The organism is Stenotrophomonas mexicanensis, from assembly GCF_032911605.1.
GTDB lineage: Bacteria > Pseudomonadota > Gammaproteobacteria > Xanthomonadales > Xanthomonadaceae > Stenotrophomonas > Stenotrophomonas maltophilia_A.
On sequence record NZ_JAWJTG010000042.1, the window covers coordinates 1 to 19,271 of the forward strand.

Below are 19,271 nucleotides of genomic sequence, written 5' to 3' on the forward strand. Positions count from 1 at the left end.
GGCGTCCTGCCCAACCCGCCCGAGGCATGCCTCGGGCCCATGCGGCTCACGCCCCTGCGCAGCCCACCTGCCCGGCCACGGACAGGTTCCGTGCGCATCCATCCACGGAAGAGAAAAGAACATCAAAAGCAAAGGCAGCCTGGCAGGCCGCCTTTTGTAGAGCCGAGCCTACGCTCGGCTGCTTTCCGGTTGGTCCGCGAAGCCGAGCATGGGCTTGGCTTTACACGAGCAAGCGCAGCGCGCGATCCGCTCTTGATCTTCTTTTTCTTCTCCGTGGGTGGCAGGCCACCGAAATCTGTCAGAGGCCGGTCGGGTTGGGTTCGCGGGGGTGTCAGCCGCATGGATGCGGCTGCCAAGCCTCCAGGGATGGATTCACGGCGTCCCCCGTGCACCCAACCCGACCGGCCCACCACGGCTTCTGCTTTCCACGACCAACCAGACACCACCCACGAGGGGCTGCGCCGTTGGCTGGAAACTACCCGCGATGCCGGATCAACAACTGACTCATCAGCGCCCGCAGCGCCGGCGGCTTCACCGGCTTGGCCATCATTCCCCAGCCACGCTCGGCAGCCATCTCACGCAATCCCGCATCGCGCTCGGCAGTGACCAGCACCACCGGCGGGCGGGCCTGCCACAGTTCGGCCAATGTCTCGTACAGCACCGGGCCGTGGTGGTCACCCATGCGCACATCCAGCAGCACCAGCTCCGGCACGGTTGCCGTCGTGGCCAACTGCAGTGCGGCCTGCGGGCCATCGGCCAGCATCACCTCGCAACCCCAGCGCTCCAGCAGCGCGCGGCTGGCCGCGCACACGTGCGGATCGTCATCGATTACCCACACACGGCGCCCTCGCAGCGGGTTGTCCGCCGCCGGTTCCTGCGCCAGCACCGGCGCGGGCGCGGTGGCGGGAATCGCGCCCGCGTCGCCGAACGGCACGCCCACGGCGAACACGCTGCCCAGGCCCAGCTGCGAGCGCAGCCGGATCGGATGTCCGAGCAGGCGGCCGATGCGGTCGACGATGGCCAGGCCGAGGCCGGCACCGCGCTGCTGGCCATCATGCAGGCGGCGGAACTCCTCGAAGATCTCGCCCTGCAACGCGTCGGGAATGCCGGGCCCCTGATCGTGCACTTCGATCCACAGCAGGCCTTCGCGGCGACGGCAGCCGAGCAGCACACGGCCGCGTTCGCTGTAGCGAAGTGCGTTGGACAGAAAATTCTGCAGGATGCGGCGCAGCAGCGCTTCATCGCTGACCACCACCGCATCGGTATCGACCCAGTCCACCACCAGGCCACGTGACTGCGCGGCGATGCCGAATTCGCGCGCCAGTGTCTGCAGCAGCGGCCCGAGCCGGAACGCCTGCACACGGGTCGGCAGGCTGCCCGATTCCAGCCGCGCGATATCCAGCAGACTGTTGAGGATCGCATCCTGCGCGGCCAGTGCAGCGTCGATGTGATCGCTGGTCTGCTGCTGCGCCGGGTCGCTCAGCTTGCCGCGCAGCACCGAGACGAACATGCGTGCTGCGTTGAGTGGTTGCAGCAGGTCGTGCACGGCCGAGGCGACGAAGCGGGTCTTGTAGCGGTTGGCCTGTTCGGCCTCGCGGCGTGCTTCGTCCAGGTCGTGGGTACGTTCGGTGATGCGGTGTTCCAGTGCATCGGCCAGCGAGCGCAGTTCGCGTGCAGCATTCTTGTAGCTGGTGATGTCGGCGTAGCTGGTGACGAAACCGCCGTCGGGCAGCGGGTTGCCGCGGATTTCCAGCACCGTACCGTCGTCCTTCTCACTTTCGCGCATGTGCGGACGGCCGCTGCGCAGGTGGTTGAGGCGACGCTCGATGGCCTCGTCGACCGGGCCGGGACCGAGCAGGCCACGGCGTGCGTTGAAGCGGAACAGTTCCTCGATGGGCCGCCCCACGCGCACCAGGTCCAGCGGGAAACGGAACAGTTCCAGGTAGCGCGAATTCCATGCGACCAGACGCAGGTCCCGGTCGATCACCACCACGCCCTGCGGCAGGTGTTCAAGGCTGCGGCTGAGGCCGCTGTCGGCATCGGTGGCGGCCTGCAGCAGGCCATCCTGTGCGGTGCGCAGTTCCTGTGCATGCTGCTTGAGCAGGGTTTCCAGCTCGCGGCGGCTGCGCAGGCGATGCTTGGCCAGGCGCCGGCGCTGCTGTATGAACAGCACCAGGAAGCCCAGCGCCAGCCATGCGGCACCTCCGGTAAGCGCGGCCGCACGGCCGGCGGCGGTGGCGGCACTGGCGTCGTGCAGCAGGTGCAGGTTCCAGTCTTCGGCCGGCAGCGCAAGGCTCTGCCACAGCATCGGCTGCGGCAATGCCGGATCCAGCAGGCGCACCATGCGGCCGCCATCGGCCAGTACATCCTCGGTACGTGCGCGCAGTGGCTGCAGGGTGCGATCGGCGTACTGGCGGGCGTCCAGCATCTCGCGGCGCTCATCGGCGCCCAGCGGTCGCAGCAGGCGGTAGCGCCAGCTGTCACGGTTGGCCAGGAACACCACGTCGTGGTCGTCACTGGCCAGCACCACGTCAGGGCTGCTCAGCCACTCCTGCTCCAGTGCCGACAGCTCGACCTTGATCACCACCACGCCGAGCCGCTTGCCGTCTTCCTCGATGGCCTGCGACAGGTAGTAGCCGGGCACGCCGGTGGTCATGCCGATCCCGTAGAAGCGGCCGCGGCCCTGGGCCAGCGCCTGGCGGTAATAGGGACGATAGCTGTAGTTCTCACCGACGTTGGTGGTCGGCTGGTCCCAGTTGCTCGCCGCCACCGCTACGCCATCGTGACCGACGAGGGTCAGGGTCGAGGCACGGGTGACTTCATTGGCGCGTTGCAGCTTGAGGTTCAGCCGCTGCCGTTCGGTGGGCGAGGGCGGCACACGCAGGGCGTGCAGAAGATCCGGATCCAGTGCCAGTACCTGCGGCAGCGTGCCGAAGCGGTCGATGCGCTGTTGCAGGCCCTGGCCATACAACTGCAGCTGGCGTTGTACCTGGCTGCTTTCCTCACCGAGGGCGCGCCGCCAGGCGTAGTGGCCGGCGGCGACCGCACACAGCACGGTGCCTCCGACCATCACCGCGATGGTCAGCAACAGCATCCGGTGGCGGCTGAGCCAGTACATGGCGGCAGTCTACGCAGGGCCGGCGGGCGTGGCGTACACGCCCGCCGGGATCTGACGTGGAAGGGGTCAGAAGTGCATCTGCGCGCGCAGTTCGAAGATCTCCGGCGTGCTGTGCACGCCGCGACGGCTGGCGTCGACCTTGACGTAGTTGGCCTGGAACTTGAAGTGGCTGGTCAGGTACCAGTTCGCACCCAGAGTGAGGTCGTGCTGGCGACCGCCGAGGATGCTGCCATCGTCGAGGTCGAGGCGACTGTAGCGGGCCACCAGTTCCACCGCGCCGTAGTCGTGCGCCGGCTTGATGTTGGCCACCGCACCGGCGTTGTACGGGCGCGATTCGCCAGTCAGCACCCAGCTCGCCATCGCGTACTGGCCGCTGCCGGTGTAGTCGGGCTTGCCGTCATGGCGGGTGACCGTGGCGCGCAGGGCTTCGGCCTGCAGCGAGAACGGGCCGCGGATCCAGATGCCTTCCAGGCCGGTGCGGCGGATCTGGTCGGCGGTGACCAGCGCGCCGGAATCGACATAGCGGATATCGGTCAGGCCGGCTTCCGGACGTGCGCGCAGGCGCGCGCTGGCCTCGTGGTGCACGTCGCGGCCATCGCTGTAACCGCGCGGATTTTCCTGCGAGTAGGCCAGGCCCAGGTGGATCACGTCACCCGGCGCCTTCACCGGGGTCCACACCGCACGCACGGCCTGGGTGGTGCCCGGGTTGTCACCCTGCAGGTCCTTGCCGCCATAGGCGCCGGCCTGCAGCAGGTACTGCGGGCGCTCCAGCACCCATTCCACACCCGTGCGGCGGCCGGCGTAGAAGGCCTGCACGGGCAGTGCGGTTTCCAGGAAGCTGCCGGCGCGCGAAGACGTGTTCGCGTCCAGGCCGACCGGGGTCTTCATGTAGCCGAAGCGGAAGCGGCCGATGTCGCGGCCGAAGAAGGCCTTGCTTTCGAAGCGCACGAACACGTCCAGCCAGGTATCGGACTGGAAGTCGTAATAGACCATCGCGTCGTAGACGCCCTTCTTCTTCAGCGTCGCACCGAATTCCTTGCGGCGCACGGCGTCGTCGTCCTCAAGGCCGCTGCCCGAGGAGAAATCGTTGTAGTCGTAGGCGATGTTGGCGGTAGCGGCCAACTCGGTGCCGTCGCCGAAGGCGTACTTGGTCGGCCAGTTGTCGAAATCGGCAGCCGAAGCGAAGGCGGGAAGCGCGGCCAGCGACAGGGCCAGCAAGGTGGGAATCGGGCGCATGTTGGGTGCGGCTCTCTCAGATTGCGTGTGGACAGGACAACAACGGCCGCAAGGGCCGGAACTTTCGCAATGACGCGCCCGGCCGTTCAGCTCGGGCCACCGGCCTCCCCGTGATCGGGCGGTGCGGCGCCAGTGTAGGCACCACGGCCACCTGAACCGGGGGGCTAGTACCAATAGGTTATCTGCGCCAGCGTGCTCGGCGCGTACAAAGGCGTCCATTGGTCGCACCCCCCTGCGCGTGCAGCACAGGGCCTGCGATCAGTTTCCACGGTATCGGTTCCCGTGCAGTCCCGGGGCCGTACGTGCCTGAAAACGCCCCTTCCGGAGTCCGCCATGCACATCCCGACCGCAGCACCGGTGCCTGCAAAGCCGTTGCCGATCTATCGCCAGCTGTACTTCCAGGTGATCGTGGCGATCGTCCTGGGCGCCATCCTTGGCCACTACGAACCGTTGATTGGCGAGAAGATGAAGCCGCTCGGCGATGCCTTCATCAACCTGGTGAAGATGATCATCGCGCCGGTGATCTTCCTCACCATTGTCACCGGCATCGCCGGCATGACCCACCTGCGCACGGTGGGCCGCGTATTCGCCAAGGCGATGGCGTACTTCCTGTTCTTCTCCACGCTGGCACTGATCGTCGGCATGATCGTGGCGCACGTGGTGCAGCCCGGCGCCGGCATGAACATCAACCCGGCCGAGCTGGACCAGACCGCGGTGCACAGCTACGTCGAGAAGTCGCATGACCTGACCCTGGTCGGCTTCCTGATGGACATCATCCCGAAGACGCTGCTCAGCGCGTTCGTCGATGGCAACATCCTGCAGGTGCTGTTCGTGGCCGTGCTGTTCGGCATCGCGCTGGCATCGGTGGGCGAGAAGGGCAAGCCGATCGTGAACTTCCTGGAGGCGCTGGTCGCCCCGGTGTTCAAGCTGGTGCACATCCTGATGAAGGCCGCGCCGATCGGTGCCTTCGGCGCAATCGCCTTCACCATCGGCAAGTACGGTGTTGGCTCGCTGATCAACCTGGCCTGGCTGGTGGGTTCGTTCTACCTCACCGCCTTCCTGTTCGTGGCGGTCATCCTGGGCCTGGTCTGCCGCCTGTGCGGCTTCTCGGTGTTCAAGCTGGCGCGCTACCTGAAGGCCGAACTGCTGCTGGTGCTGGGCACCTCCTCGTCGGAGTCGGCGCTGCCGTCGCTGATGGAGAAGATGGAACGCGCCGGCTGCAGCAAGTCGGTGGTGGGCCTGGTGGTCCCGACCGGCTACTCGTTTAACCTGGACGGCACCAACATCTACATGACCCTGGCGGCGCTGTTCATCGCCCAGGCCACCAACACCGAACTGACCCTGGGCCATCAGATTGCCCTGCTGCTGGTCGCCATGCTCAGCTCCAAGGGCGCGGCCGGCGTCACCGGCGCCGGCTTCATCACCCTGGCCGCCACCCTGGCCGTGGTGCCGGAGGTGCCGGTGGCCGGCATGGCGCTGATCCTGGGCGTGGACCGCTTCATGAGCGAATGCCGCTCGCTGACCAACTTCATCGGCAATGCCGTGGCCACGGTGGTGGTCTCGCGCTGGGAGGGGGCGCTGGACCGCAACCGCCTGAAGCTGGCGCTGGACGGCCGCGAAAGCGAACTGCCGCCGCTGGTCGATGCCGTGCCCGAGGCGCTGCCGGCCAGGGGCTGATCCAGGTGTGTGGTACCGCGGGGCCGATCACGACAGTGGTACGGCCCCGCGGCGTTTCAAGGCGTCCCATGGCTGTCATGGGACGCACCGAAGCTGGTGTCGCGGTACCGTCGCATACGGCACGGAATTGTGCGGTCGCAGCATGCCTGCGACAGGATAGCGACAGGTCCAGACGCTCCAACGGGGGTATCATCCCCTGTCCCTTCTGCCCATTCATGTAACCCACATCGATGTCCAACGAAGATTTCAAACAGGCCGCCCTCGATTACCACCGGATGTCCCCGCCGGGAAAGATCAAGGTTTCCGCTACCAAGCCCATGCTGACCCAGCGCGACCTGTCGCTGGCGTATTCGCCGGGCGTGGCGTACGCCTGTGAAGCGATCAAGGCCGACCCGCAGCAGGCCAGCGAGCTGACCGCCCGCGGCAACCTGGTGGCGGTGATCTCCAACGGCACCGCGGTGCTGGGCCTGGGCAACATCGGCGCGCTGGCCGGCAAGCCGGTGATGGAAGGCAAGGGTGTGCTGTTCCAGAAGTTCGCCGGCATCGATGTGTTCGACATCGAGGTGGATGAAACCGACCCGGACAAGCTGGTCGACATCATCGCCTCGCTGGAGCCGACCTTCGGCGGCATCAACCTGGAAGACATCAAGGCACCGGAATGCTTCGTGGTCGAGCGCAAGCTGCGCGAGCGCATGAAGATCCCGGTGTTCCATGACGACCAGCACGGCACGGCGATCATCGTCGGCGCAGCGGTGCTCAACGCCATGGCGATCACCGGCAAGAAGATCGAGGAAGTGAAGCTGGCGACCACGGGCATGGGCGCAGCTGGCATTTCCTGCGTGAACATGCTGGTGCAGCTGGGCCTGAAGCCGGAGAACATCCTGGCCTTCGACCGCGAGGGCGTGATCCACATCGGTCGTACCGACCTGGACCCGGAAAAGCAGCGCTATGCGCGCGACACCGACAAGCGCACCCTGGCCGAGATCGTCGACGGCGCGGACATCTTCCTGGGCCTGTCGGCGCCGGGCATCCTGACTGCCGACATGGTCAAGACCATGGCGCCGGATCCGGTGATCTTCGCGCTGGCCAACCCGACTCCGGAAATCATGCCGGAACTGGCGCGCGCCGCCCGTCCGGACGCGATCATCGGCACCGGCCGTTCGGATTACCCGAACCAGGTCAACAACGTGCTGTGCTTCCCGTACCTGTTCCGTGGTGCGCTGGACGTGGGCGCGACCGCGATCAACGAGGAAATGAAGATCGCCTGCGTGCGCGCCATTGCGGCGCTGGCGCGTCGTGCGGCCACCGACATGGGTTCGGCCTATGGCGGCGAGACCCCGAGCTTCGGTCGTGAATACCTGATCCCGCGCCCGTTCGACCGCCGCCTGCTGGTGGAGCTGTCGGCCGCCGTGGCCCAGGCCGCGATGGACTCGGGCGTGGCCTCGCGCCCGATCGACGACATGGGCGCCTACCGCGACAAGCTGGCCCAGTTCGTCTACCGCACCAGCCTGATGATGAAGCCGGTCTACGACCGCGCGCGCAGCGACAAGCAGCGCGTTGTGTATGCCGAGGGCGAAGAGGAAGTGGTGCTGCAGGCGGTGCAGAACGTGGTCGATGACGGCCTGGCGCACCCGATCCTGATCGGCCGCCCGGAAGTGATCGAGTCGCGCATCGAGCGCCTCGGCCTGCGCCTGAAGATCGGCGAGAACGTTGAAGTCACCAACATCAACGACGACCCGCGCTTCAACGAGTACTGGCAGTACTACCACGGCCTGACCGGCCGTCGTGGCGTGACCGTGGCCGCGGCGAAGAACCTGATGCGTTCGCGCCCGACCCTGATCGCGGCGGTGATGGTGGCCCGTGGCGAAGCCGATGCGATGCTGACCGGCATCGTCGGCCGCTTCCACAAGAAGCTGGGTTACGTGCGCAGCGTGCTGCCGCTGGAGCCGAAGGTCACCTCGACTTCGGCGATGACCGGCGTGATCAACCAGCAGGGCGTGTTCTTCTTCGTGGACACCCATGTGCAGGAAGACCCGACGGCCGAGCAGCTGTGCGAAGCGACCCTGCAGGCCGCCTACCGCATGAAGCTGTTCGGCATCGAGCCGAAGGTGGCGCTGCTTTCGCACTCCAACTTCGGCAGCCACGATTCCAAGGACGCGCTGAAAATGCGCCAGGTGCGTGAGCTGCTGCTCAAGCGCAACCCGCGTCTGAACGTGGACGGCGAAATGCAGGGTGACACCGCATGGGACGAAGCGCTGCGCCAGAAGCTGCTGCCGGGCTCGACCCTGCAGGGCCGTGCCAACCTGTTCGTGCTGCCGAACCTGGAAGCGGCCAACATCGCCTACAACCTGGTGCGTGTGTTCACCGACGGCGTGGCGATCGGCCCGATCCTGATGGGCGTGAACAAGCCGGTGCATATCCTGACCACCAGCGCGACCTCGCGCAGGATCCTGAACATGACCGCCATTGCGGCGGTGGATGCGCAGATCCGCAAGCAGCTGGAAGCGGAAAAGAAGGCGTAAGCCTTCTTTCCAGCGTCAGCTGCAGAAGCGCGCCCCCCGGGGCGCGTTTCTGTTTCCGCAAAGCGGAAACGGGTAGTGCCGGCCGCTGGCCGGCAACCCCGATGACGTCCAGGCGCACGACGGCAGCCGGCCAGCGGCCGGCTCTACCTCCGGGCTGTGCCACACGTACTACGCAACCCGGTCATTTCCCTGCAACGCCATTGCGGCCCAATACGCCCACGCGGCCCGGCCGTGGGAAGGGACCGGACCGGCCTTTCCACCCTGGGCCCGACCAACTTTTCATGGGCGAGGGTGTCATGCGCAATCGAGTGACGCGGCGGTACTTCCAGCAGCTGTTCGCGCTCTACGCCGGCTTCGTGCGGTCGCGCTGAGGCGTAGAAGGCAGCGAGGTAGAGTCGACCGTTGGTCGACTATCGCGCGAAGCGCGGGGTTTTCGGTGGCTGAATCAAGGGCAGTCGACTAACAGTCGACTCTACCCAGTCGCCCCGATATCCAGTCGACCACCCAGTCAGTGCCGCTTGCCGCGCCGTGCCGGCGCCGGCGGCGGTGCGGCCGAACGCGGCTTGGCGTACTGCGCCCACAACGCTGGCAGTGCCTTGCCGGTGTGCTTCTGCCACAGCGCCGGTGCATAGCGGCCATCGCGCAGGGCCTTGTCCAGTGCCAGCACCAGGCCCGGGTGTTCGGCGTCGGCCCACTTCAGGAACGCACCGGTGACACGGTAGCCGCTGTCGACGTTCTGCCCCTTCTCGACCTTGCCGGGCAGTGCCCAACCGGCCGCGGCATTGTCCATGCCGTAGCGGTCGCGTGCGTAGTCGGCGATGCCTTCCACCAGCCAGCCCGGCACCCGTGCATCGCCATAGCCGGGATACCCCTGCACGATGTGCATCGCCTCATGGGTGACCAGGTCGACGTCGTTCGGGTGCTGCGCCAGCCAACCCGGATTGATGGTGATCGTCGCTGCCTGGTCCTTGTCGCCGACGAAGGCGATGCCGGTGTAGGCCGGATCGATCACGATGCGCACCATTGACGGCGCAGCGGGATGGAAGTCCGCACGTTCGCGCAGGTACGCGAAGAAGAACGTATCGATCACCCGCTTGCGCTGCGGTGCGGCCAGGGCGCCACGGGCGTCCTGGTAGTTCAGCGTCACGCCGTCGCGGGTCAGCTGCGTATCGAACGCCTGGGTCTGGCCGAAGCTTGAGAAGGACAGGGCAACTAGGGCCAGAGGCAGTAGACGGAAGCGCATGCAGCTCATTGTACGGTGCCGGGCGCCAGCAGTTCGATCTCCGCCAGCGGCAGCCGTGCCGGTGCAGCCAGGCGCAGGCGGTACTCGCTGTAACGACCAGGTTTGGCGATGCGGAACGGACGGGTCTGGCGGGCGGATTCGAAGTCTTCGCCGCTGCGCTGGTCGAGCACGGCCCAGCTGCCGCCGCCGTTGCGCGCCTCCAGCGTCCACTCACCGCCCTGTATGCGGCCGTCACCGCTGGTCAGCGTGTACATCGTCGGGGTGCCCTCGGCCAGGCCGGTCAGCGCGATGGTTGCACCGGCGCCCAGACCCACCGTGGTGCCGGCATCGTCATCGACCAGCGCGGGCAGGGCACGGCCATCGGCCAGCGTCGCCTTCGCGCCGCTGCCGAGCAGGTCGTGCAGCAGCTGCGGGTGCTGGCCGCGCGCGGTCAACGAGCGCGGCACATCGTCCACGCCGCTGCCCCAGCGCGAGGGGCGGGGTCCCATCACGAAGTCGAGGGTCGCGCCCTTGGCGATCAGGTCGTGCGGCACCCAGGTCTTCGTCCACGGCGTACCGTTGATCTTCAGCGACTGCACGTAGACGTTCTCACGCGAGTTGTTGGCCGCGTTCACGGTCAGCACCGCGCCACCCTGCAGCTCCACCCGTGCATGCTCGAATGCCGGCGAGCCGATCACGTACTCCGGGGCGCCCATGCGCAGCGGGTACAGGCCCAGCGAGGCCAGTACGTACCATGCCGAGGTCTCGCCATTGTCCTCGTCGCCCGGGTAGCCCTGGCCGATCTCACTGCCCACATACAGCCGCGACAGGATCTCGCGCACGTGCTGCTGGGTCTTCCACGGCTGCCCGGCGTACAGGTACATCCACGGGATGTGGTGCGCCGGCTGGTTGCTGTGCGCATACATGCCCATGCGCACGTCGCGCGCTTCGGTCATCTCGTGGATGGTACCGCCGTAGGAGCCGGCCAGTGCCGGGTCCGCGGTTTCCGGCGTGGCGAAGAAGGTATCCAGCTTCGCCGCCAGCTTTTCGCGGCCGCCATACAACGCGGCCAGGCCTTCGCCGTCATGGGCGGCGGTGAAGGCGAAGGTCCAGCCATTGGATTCGGTGTAGTCGTGGCCCCACACGCGCGGATCGTAGGCCTTTGCGTCCACGCGCCAGCGACCATCGGCCTTGCGGCCCTGGAAGAAGCCTGCCGCCGGATCGAACATCGTCGCGTAACTGGCGGCGCGATGGCGGAAGTAGTCGGCCTCGGTGCTGTAGCGCTCGCGTGCGGCGGGCGCGGTCGCGCGCTTGGCCAGGGCATCGGCCATGTTGGCGATGCCAAAGTCATTGAGTGCGCCTTCCATCGTCCACGACATGCCTTCGTGCACGTCGGCACTGGCATAGCCGCGGAAGGTCGAACGGTTCATGCCCTTGCGGCCGACATGGCGGTCCGGCGGCACCACGGTCGCGTTCTTCAGCGCGGCGGCATAGGCCTCGGCCGGATCGAAACCGCCGACGCCCTTCAGCCATGCATCGGCGAAGGCCACATCGGAGCTGGTGCCGACCATCAGATCGGCGTAGCCCGGCGACGACCAGCGTGCGATCCAGCCGCCGGCGCGGTACTGCTCGATGAAGCCCTGCACCAGCTGCCCGGCATCGTCGGGCGTGAACAGCGCATAGGCCGGCCAGGTGGTGCGGAAGGTGTCCCAGAAGCCGTTGTTGACGAATACCTTGCCGTCGCGCACGGCGGCATAGCTGCGGGTCGCGCTGCCCTCGGTGTTGTCATCGCTGGCGCTGGCCTGGTTGGCGTAGCGCCATTCCGGTGCGGCGGCGCTGCCCACGTTCTCATGGCCGGAATTGGGGTACAGGAACAGACGGTACAGGCTGGAGTACAGCGTGGTCTTCTGGTCGTCGCTGGCATCGCCGATGTCGAAACGGGCCAGGCGCGCATCCCATGCATCCTGCGCACGGCCGGCCACGCTTTCCAGTGTATCGGCGGCGGCCATTTCCAGGGCCAGGTTGTGCCGTGCCTGCTCCACCGAGATCAGCGAGGTGGCGATGCGCATGGTCACCCGCCGGTCGCTGCCGGCATCGAATTTGATGTAACCGGTCGGTCGGCCGGTGTTGAGGCGCCCACTGCTGCGCCACGGCCTGTCGAAGCTGGCCACCACGTACATGCGACTGGCGCCGTTGGACAGCCCGCTGCGCGTATCGGTGTAGCCGGACAGTGTCTGCGTGGCAGCGTCCAGGGTCAGGCCACCGCGTGCATCGACATTGTCGAACAGCAGGTTGGCGTCGCCGCCCTCGGGGAACTCGAAGCGGAACAGCGCGGCATGATCGGTCGGCGCGATGGCGGCCGCGATGCCGTTGTCGAATCGCACGTCGTAGCGATACGGGCGCGCGCTTTCATGGCTGCGCTCGAACGACAGCGCGCGCTTGCGACGGTCGGCCTCCGGCACGCCACGGCTGGCCGAGGGCATCACCTGGAAGGTCTGGCGGTCGCCCATCCACGGGCTGGGCTGATGGCTCAGCGCAAGCGCCTGCAGCTGCGGACGGTTCTGTGCGTCGTTCTGTTCGTTCCAGCGGTACAGCCAGTTCAGTGCGCCAGCATCGGTCACCGGGGTCCAGAAGTTGAATCCGTGCGGTACCGCGGTGGCCGGGAAATTGTTGCCGCGCGAGAAGGTGCCGTTGGCCTGGGTGCCACGGGTGGTCAGCACCCAGTCGGAGACGCGCGCTGGCTGCTGATGTGGCACTGTGTCCAGACGCACGTCATCGATCCAGCCCGAGACCGGTGCACCGTCGGCACTGGCTACGTCCAGTTCGATCGCCAGCACGCGGCGGCCCTTCAGCGCGGGCACGTCGCCCAGCCGCACCGCCTTGCGCGCCCACTGCTGCGGATACAGCGTCTTCGAATCGCCCTGCGCGCGCGCACCGATGGCCACGCCATGCTGGTCGCGTGCAGCGCTGGCCGAAACGCGGCTGCCATCGTCCAGCAGCAGGTCCAGTGACACATAGGTCGAGGCCACGGTGTCCTTGCCGACGATCTCCGGCAGCACCAGCCACGACAGGGTGGTATCGGCCTTGATGGTCATGTCCGCCTTGAACAGCTCGCGTCGCGCGCTGCCGCCTTCGCTGCTGTAGCGCAGTGCATGCAGGCCGCTGTAGCCCGCATTGCGCTTGGCGGCGTAAGGCGCAGCAGGGCCGTTGCCGATCGTGACCTGCAGTGCGCCTGCGGCCGGTGCCGGAGCCGGCTGGCCCGGTTCGAACGAGGTCTGCAGTCCCTGTGCCAGCACCGGCATCGCGGTAGTCGCACAGGCCAGGGCCAGGGCGAGCGGAAGCAGGGCGCGGCGTGGATCGGACAGGGTCATGCAAGGGTCTCCCGGAAGGGCAGGCGGCGGGCAGAACCCGCATCGGCGGACACCACGGACAGCATCGCTCCGCCCGCCGGGATGGCAGTGGAAGAGGCGATGCCGGTCCGGTGGGGGCGGGCCATGCGATCGGGTCGGATTGGAGTGGGCCGGTTTACGACCTGGCCCGATCCTGCAACAGCCGTGGCAACCTGACAAGTGCCATTTAGTTCGATCCAAATGCGGGAAATATCGTTGTCGGCGGATTTTCGGCGTGAACCTGCAGGATCGATCGGGAATTTCCACCGGCACCCCGTCCCGAGGTGGCATGCAGGCCGCAGGGAATCGGCCCGGTACGCGCAAAGACCCGTTGCGGCGCAATGTCGGGGCGGCCCAGATGCTAGAATCACAGGCCTCGCAACCCGTTCATCGACATCCGCCATGAGCCATACCGCCACCGCGCCCGCCAACGCCGAGAAGCGCTACACCGTGCACCGCAGCGATCTGCCGCTGAGCTGCCCGACCCCGGAAATGGCGCTGTGGAACTCGCATCCGCGCGTGTACCTGCCGATCGAAGACGAGCCCAACGGCGAAGCGCAGTGCCCGTACTGCGGTTCCGTGTTCGTGCTGGCCGACTAAGCGGCCGCCCCTTCGATGCGCCGATTGACCGTGGTGCAGTTGCTGCCGGCGCTGCACTCCGGCGGTGTCGAGCGCTCGACCCTGGAAATTGCTGCGGCCCTGGTCGCTGCCGGCCATCGTGCGCTGGTGGTCTCCGCCGGTGGCCGCCTGGTGCAGCCGCTGCTCGATAGCGGTGCCGAGCACCTCACCCTTGATATCGGCCGCAAATCGCTGCTGACCCTGCGCCACCTGCCGACCCTGCGCCGCCTGTTCGCTGAAGTTGGCGCCGACATCGTGCATGCCCGTTCGCGGCTGCCGGCCTGGCTGGGCCTGTACGCGATCCGCGCGATGCCTGCCGCACAGCGCCCGCATTGGGTGACCACCGTGCACGGGTTGAACTCGCCCAGCCGCTACAGCGCGGTGATGACCAGCGGTGAACGCGTGATCTGCGTGTCCAATACCGTGCGCGACTATGTGCAGCGGCACTACCCCACGGTTCCCGAAGCGAGGCTGCAGGTGATTCCGCGCGGCGTCGATGTCGCACAGTTTCCCCGCGTGGCCCGCGCCGACCGTCGGCCACGACTGGCGCTGGCAGCCGATTACCCGTGGCTGGCGCAGGTTGAGGGCCCGCTGCTGCTGCTGCCGGGGCGGGGCACCCGGCTGAAGGGGCATGCTCATGCGCTGCAGTTGCTGGCGGATGTGCGCGCGGCCGGTGTGCCGGCACAGCTGTGGATGCTGGGCACCGATGAACCCGGCCGTGAAGCATACGTGGCCGACCTGCGCCGGCAGGCGGCTGCTTTGGGCGTGACCGACGCCGTGCAGATCAGCACGCCGACCGCGCATATCGCCCAGGCCTATGCGGCCAGCGATCTGGTGCTGCAGCTTTCGGACAAGCCCGAAGCGTTCGGCCGCACCGTGGTCGAAGCGTTGTCGGTCGGTCGCCCGGTACTGGGCTGGGACCATGGCGGCGTCGGCGAACTGCTGCAGCAGCTGCAGCCGGCCGGCGCCGTGCCGCTGGGCGATGCACGGGCGCTGGGTGAACGTGCGCTGGCCCTGCTGGCGCAGCCGCCGTCCTTGCCGACCCGCATCCCGTTTACCCTGCAGGCCATGCAGCGCGACACCCTCCGCCTCTATGCCGACCTCGCCGGCTGACCCCGCAACCCTCGTGCGCGAGGACCGCGCCGGGCGCTGGGCGCCCTGGTGGGTGCTGGCGTACGTGGCGCTGTGGCCATTGCCGGGCATCGCTGAAACCGTGCTGGGTCTTGGTGCGCTCTATGCCGCGGTGCGCATGATCATGCGCCGCCTGCAGCGCCGCCCGCACCTGCTGACACCCGCCGCGTGGGCGCTGACCTCGATCCTGTTCCTCGGTTACTGGCTGCCGCAGGCGTTCTCCGCCTTCGATGCGATCGATCCGGCGGCGTCGTGGACCAAGGCGGCCGCCGGCCTGCGCTACCTGCCCTTCATGTGGCTGGTGGCGATCGCCGTGGCCACGCCGGAACGCCGGCGGCTGACCTTCGGTGGCCTCGCATTGATTACCGCTGCGTGGACGCTGGATGCACTGGTGCAGGCGGTCGTGGGTACCAGTCCGTGGTTCTGGTCACTTGAGCAACTGAAGTTTGCAGTAAGCGGTCACGCGTTGTGCCCGGCCAGCGAGGCAGCATGGGTCGATCGCCTCAGTGGCGCGCTGGGGCCGTGCAACCTGAAGTTCGGCCAGGTCCTGGCCAGCCTCTCACCGTTCCTGTTGCTGCCGCTGGCGCGCCGCTTCGGCAATCCAGGGTGGGTCCTGGCTGCGGCGGCGCTGGGCTGCGTGCTGCTGCTGGCCGGCTCGCGCGCGTCGTGGATCACCTTCGCGCTGGTGCTGGCCTACAGCGGCGTGCGCCAGTTCGGCTGGAAGCGGTTGGTGCTGCTGGGGCTGGTCGCTGTCCTCGGAGCGGGTGTGCTGACCGCCAGCGTGCCGCAGCTGCGTGAGCGCTTCGCACGTACGGCGATGGCCTGGGAGGGGAGCGAACGCGGTGTCGACGAGGCGTTGTCGGGGCGCGCGCGGATCTGGGACGCCGCGGCCTGCATGATTGAAGAGCACCCGATCAACGGGGTCGGCGCGCGCGGTTTCCGCGATGCCTATCCGGCCTGCGTGTCTGGCGACGAACCGGCGGTGTGGGGCGATGCCCCGGCGTTGCATGCCCATCAGATCGTGCTGGAGATCCTGGCGGAAACCGGTGTGCTCGGCCTTCTGCTGTGGTTGGCTGCGGTGGCCCAGGCCTGGCGGGCCTGGCGATATGCACCGGCCGCCGCCCGTGAGCGTGCGCGCCCGGCAATGCTGGCGCTGGCGGTCACCGTATTCCCGCTCAATACCCATCTGGCGTTCTATTCCGCGTTCTGGGGGGGCCTGACGGTGATGCTGGCCGCGTTGTTCGCCGGCAGCCTGTTGGCCCGCGAAACGGACGACACGCCGACGGTGGTGTGATCGTCCATCCACGCATGGCGTGGCTCTACTCCACGTACCGAACAAACCCCCCATGGTGGATCCACGCCATGGCGTGCATGGCGGTCACCGAACGAACGTCGCCGTAGTAGATCCACGCCATGCGTGGATGGGGCTTTACCGACGCAAACACGCGCCAACCTCCACTAGCCGTGCCTCCGTGTGTATCGCACGCTGAGGCCATGGCCAGCCCAAGACTCCGCTACGGTCGTTACTCCTGCACCGGCAACGTCTATTCATTGACTACGGTAACCCTCGATCGTGAACCCTTCTTTGCCGATGCTTCCAACGTAGCGATTCTGGTTGAGGCACTGCGCTTTGTAGAGCGCAAGGGCGTGAGCCACAGCTTCACCTGGGTGGTGATGCCCGACCATCTGCACTGGTTGATGGAATTGCGCGGGGGAACCCTGGCCGAGTGCATGGCCCTGCTCAAATCACGCAGCAGCCGGCTGCTGAATCGGCGATTGGAGCGGCGAGGGGCGCTGTGGCAGCTCGGTTACCACGATCACGCCGTACGCAGCGATGAATCCCTTCACGAGAAGGCGATGTACATCCTGGCCAATCCGGTCCGTGCGGGCTTGGCGTGCGTGATGGGGGAGTACCCGTACGCCTGGTGCCGCTGGCCGTTGTGAATCCCGGCACGGAATCGAAGAGCATCCACGCATGGCGTGGATCTACTTCAGAATGCCCCACGTCATTGAATCCACGCCATGCGTGGATGAAGCCATCCCTCCCACCGCTACTTGTAGAAATCGCTCCGGCCGCCGGGCTGGCGCTTGAACCGCCGATGGATCCACAGGTACTGGTCCGGGGCTTCGCGCACCATCTCTTCGATGGCCTGGTTGACCCGCGTGGTATCGGCTTCCACATCCTCGCTGGGGAAATTCTCCAGCGGTGCGCCAATCTTCAGGAAGTACTTTCCGCCCTCGCGGCGGTGGAAGTACGGAATCACCGCGCAGCCGGTCATCCGCGCCAGCTGGTGGGTGGCGGTAATGGTGGATGCGGTATGGCCGAAGAACGGCACGAACACGGTGTCCTTGCCACGCATGTCCTGATCCGGCGCATACCAGAGGAAGCCGCCCTTCTTCAGGTGGCGCACGGTCGCGCGGATGTCCTCGTTGGCGAACATCGCCTTGGCATAACGCAGGCGGCCAAACTTCACCGCCCATTCGTACACCGGGTTCTTGTGCTTGCGGTACATGCCCGACAGGTCAACGTAGTCGCACAGCAGGCGGCCGCACATCTCCAGCGTCATGAAGTGGCCGGAGACCAGCAGCACGCCGCGGCCTTCGGCCTGCATCTGCCGCAGATGCTCGAGGCCTTCGATCTTCACCTGCGGGCGGATGCGGTCGATGCTGCCCCACCAGGCGCGGATGCACTCGAGCACGCCCACGCCCAGCGCGTCGAAGCTGTCGCGCACCAGGCGCTGGCGCCAGGCTTCGTCCTTCTCCGGGAAGCACAGCTGCAGGTTGACCTCGGCGGCGCGACGGCGGCTGCCGAGCAGGCGCCAGCTGATCCAGCCGACGCCCCGGCCGAGCGCACGCTGCAGCATCCACGGCAGGCGGGCGATGGCGAAGGCGCCGAGCATGGCGGCGAACATCGGCCAGTTGCGGGGATCGCGCAGCGACGGGCGGACGGCGGTGGTGGCATCTGACATGGCGCCATTCTACCAACCCGGCTGCGTGTCTTTCCCGGGGGGCTCCCGTATCCTTGCCGCATGCGTAAAGACCCTGTCGAATGGATCCTGCGCGGCCTGTACTCGGCCGTGCTCTACATCCTGCTGCCGATCACCGTGTACCACCTGGTCTGGCGCGGTTTCCGGGTCCGTGAATACTTCCGGCGCTGGGACGAGCGTTATGCCTCGTATCCGCAGCCGACCGGCCAGCCGCGGGTCTGGCTGCACGCGGTCTCGGTGGGCGAGGTCAATGCCGCCGCGCCGCTGGTGAATGCCCTGCGCCAGCAGCGTCCGGACATCCGCTGGGTCATCACCACCATCACCCCGACCGGCTCGGAGCGCGTGCGCGCGCTGTGGGGAGACGCGCTGGACCATGTCTATCTGCCGTACGACGTACCGGGCAGCGTCAACCGCTTCCTCGGCCATTTCCAGCCCAGCCTGGCACTGATCCTGGAAACCGAGCTGTGGCCGAACATGCTGTTCGGCTGCCGCGACCGTCGCATCCCGGTCTACATCCTCAACGCCCGCCTGTCCGCGCGTTCGCTGCGCGGTTACCGGGTGCTGGCGGCGCTGATCCGCCGTGCGCTGCGCACGGTCACCTGCGTGGCCGCGCAGTCGCAGGACGACGCCGAGCGCTTCGTGCAGCTGGGTGCTGCGCGTGAACAGGTGCAGGCGCTGGGCAACCTCAAGTTCGATATCGCCACGCCGGATGTGCAGGGCTTCGTCGAGCAGTTCCACGCCTGCGTGCCCGCCGGGCGCCCGGTGTGGATCGCGGCCAGTACCCACGATGGTGAGGAGCAGGCGGTGATCGACCTGCATCGGCGCCTGCGCCAGCAGCACCCCGACCTGTTGTTGCTGTGGGCGCCGCGGCACCCCGAGCGCTTCCCGAAGGTGGAGGCGCTGGCGCGCGAGCAGGGCTGGAACGTGACGACCCGTCGCGCGAAGCAATGGCCGGAGGCCGGCACGGATGTATTCGTCATCGACACCCTGGGTGAGCTGATGCCGTTCTATGCCTGCGCGCAGGTCGCCTTCGTCGGCGGCAGCCTGCAGCCGATCGGTGGCCACAATCTGCTGGAACCGGCGGCGATGGGCACTGCCGCTGTGACCGGCCCGCACCTGCACAACTTCGCAGAGATCTCACGGCGCATGCGTGAGGCCGGTGCCTTGCTGATCGGCGAGGACGTGCAGGCGGTAGGTGACCTGCTGCAGCACCTGCTGGGCGACGCTGCGGCGCGCGAGGACATGGCCCGTGCTGGATGCACGCTGGTCAGCAATGGCCGTGGTGCCCTGCAGCGCACGCTGGCGCTGGTCGCGCCACATCTGCCGCCGCCGCGCAGCTGAGCCGGGCAGCAACACCGCCAGGGCGGACAC

At 67.3% G+C, this 19,271-nt stretch carries 12 protein-coding genes; 7 read left to right on the top strand and 5 right to left on the bottom strand.

Going from position 1 to position 19,271, the window contains the following annotated elements; all coding sequences use genetic code 11:
- Positions 1-475: 475 nt before the first annotated feature.
- Together R1L06_RS16240 and R1L06_RS16245 are read right to left on the bottom strand one after the other, a co-directional pair.
- Positions 476-3,118: a hybrid sensor histidine kinase/response regulator gene (locus tag R1L06_RS16240; RefSeq protein ID WP_317218211.1), complete on the bottom strand. Its 2,643-nt coding sequence runs from the start codon at positions 3,116-3,118 to the stop codon at positions 476-478.
- Between the two features lie 66 nt (positions 3,119-3,184).
- Positions 3,185-4,354, bottom strand: a complete 1,170-nt coding sequence (locus R1L06_RS16245; protein WP_317218212.1) for an OprO/OprP family phosphate-selective porin — start codon at positions 4,352-4,354, stop codon at positions 3,185-3,187.
- 333 nt (positions 4,355-4,687) lie between these two features.
- On the opposite strand from R1L06_RS16245, the gene R1L06_RS16250 reads away from it, so the two are divergent.
- Positions 4,688-6,031 (top strand): dicarboxylate/amino acid:cation symporter, encoded by a 1,344-nt coding sequence (locus R1L06_RS16250; RefSeq protein WP_032129107.1) that lies wholly within the window; start codon positions 4,688-4,690, stop codon positions 6,029-6,031.
- Between the two features lie 230 nt (positions 6,032-6,261).
- On the top strand, positions 6,262-8,553 hold the full coding sequence (locus tag R1L06_RS16255; RefSeq protein WP_317218213.1) for an NADP-dependent malic enzyme: 2,292 nt from the start codon (positions 6,262-6,264) through the stop codon (positions 8,551-8,553).
- Between the two features lie 508 nt (positions 8,554-9,061).
- Here the strand turns inward: R1L06_RS16255 and R1L06_RS16260 are convergent.
- Entirely contained in the window at positions 9,062-9,805 is a 744-nt protein-coding gene (locus tag R1L06_RS16260) for a basic secretory protein-like protein (RefSeq protein WP_317218214.1), read from the bottom strand.
- Complete coding sequence (locus tag R1L06_RS16265) at positions 9,802-13,146, bottom strand: GH92 family glycosyl hydrolase (RefSeq protein WP_317218215.1); 3,345 nt, start codon at positions 13,144-13,146, stop codon at positions 9,802-9,804. The genes R1L06_RS16260 and R1L06_RS16265 overlap by 4 nt, the downstream gene beginning before the upstream one ends.
- Before the next feature lie 420 nt (positions 13,147-13,566).
- Here R1L06_RS16265 and R1L06_RS16270 point away from each other — a divergent pair, with 420 nt between their 5' ends.
- The 4 genes from R1L06_RS16270 to R1L06_RS16285 all read left to right on the top strand — a co-directional run bounded on the left by R1L06_RS16270 (position 13,567) and on the right by R1L06_RS16285 (position 16,857).
- On the top strand, positions 13,567-13,764 hold the full coding sequence (locus tag R1L06_RS16270) for a zinc-finger domain-containing protein (RefSeq protein WP_005410967.1): 198 nt from the start codon (positions 13,567-13,569) through the stop codon (positions 13,762-13,764).
- A gap of 15 nt (positions 13,765-13,779) precedes the next feature.
- Positions 13,780-14,895, top strand: a complete 1,116-nt coding sequence (locus R1L06_RS16275; protein WP_317218216.1) for a glycosyltransferase — start codon at positions 13,780-13,782, stop codon at positions 14,893-14,895.
- Positions 14,876-16,207, top strand: coding sequence for an O-antigen ligase family protein (locus tag R1L06_RS16280; RefSeq protein WP_049421775.1), 1,332 nt, complete (start codon positions 14,876-14,878; stop codon positions 16,205-16,207). Before R1L06_RS16275 ends, R1L06_RS16280 begins: the two co-directional genes overlap by 20 nt.
- 200 nt (positions 16,208-16,407) lie before the next feature.
- Positions 16,408-16,857, top strand: coding sequence for an REP-associated tyrosine transposase (locus tag R1L06_RS16285; protein ID WP_317218217.1), 450 nt, complete (start codon positions 16,408-16,410; stop codon positions 16,855-16,857).
- 107 nt (positions 16,858-16,964) lie between these two features.
- Here R1L06_RS16285 and R1L06_RS16290 read toward each other — a convergent pair whose 3' ends face one another.
- Positions 16,965-17,882, bottom strand: a complete 918-nt coding sequence (locus R1L06_RS16290) for an LpxL/LpxP family Kdo(2)-lipid IV(A) lauroyl/palmitoleoyl acyltransferase (RefSeq protein ID WP_049398382.1) — start codon at positions 17,880-17,882, stop codon at positions 16,965-16,967.
- 60 nt (positions 17,883-17,942) lie between these two features.
- On the opposite strand from R1L06_RS16290, the gene waaA reads away from it, so the two are divergent.
- Entirely contained in the window at positions 17,943-19,241 is a 1,299-nt protein-coding gene (gene waaA / locus R1L06_RS16295) for a lipid IV(A) 3-deoxy-D-manno-octulosonic acid transferase (protein ID WP_049398381.1), read from the top strand.
- Positions 19,242-19,271: the final 30 nt, after the last annotated feature.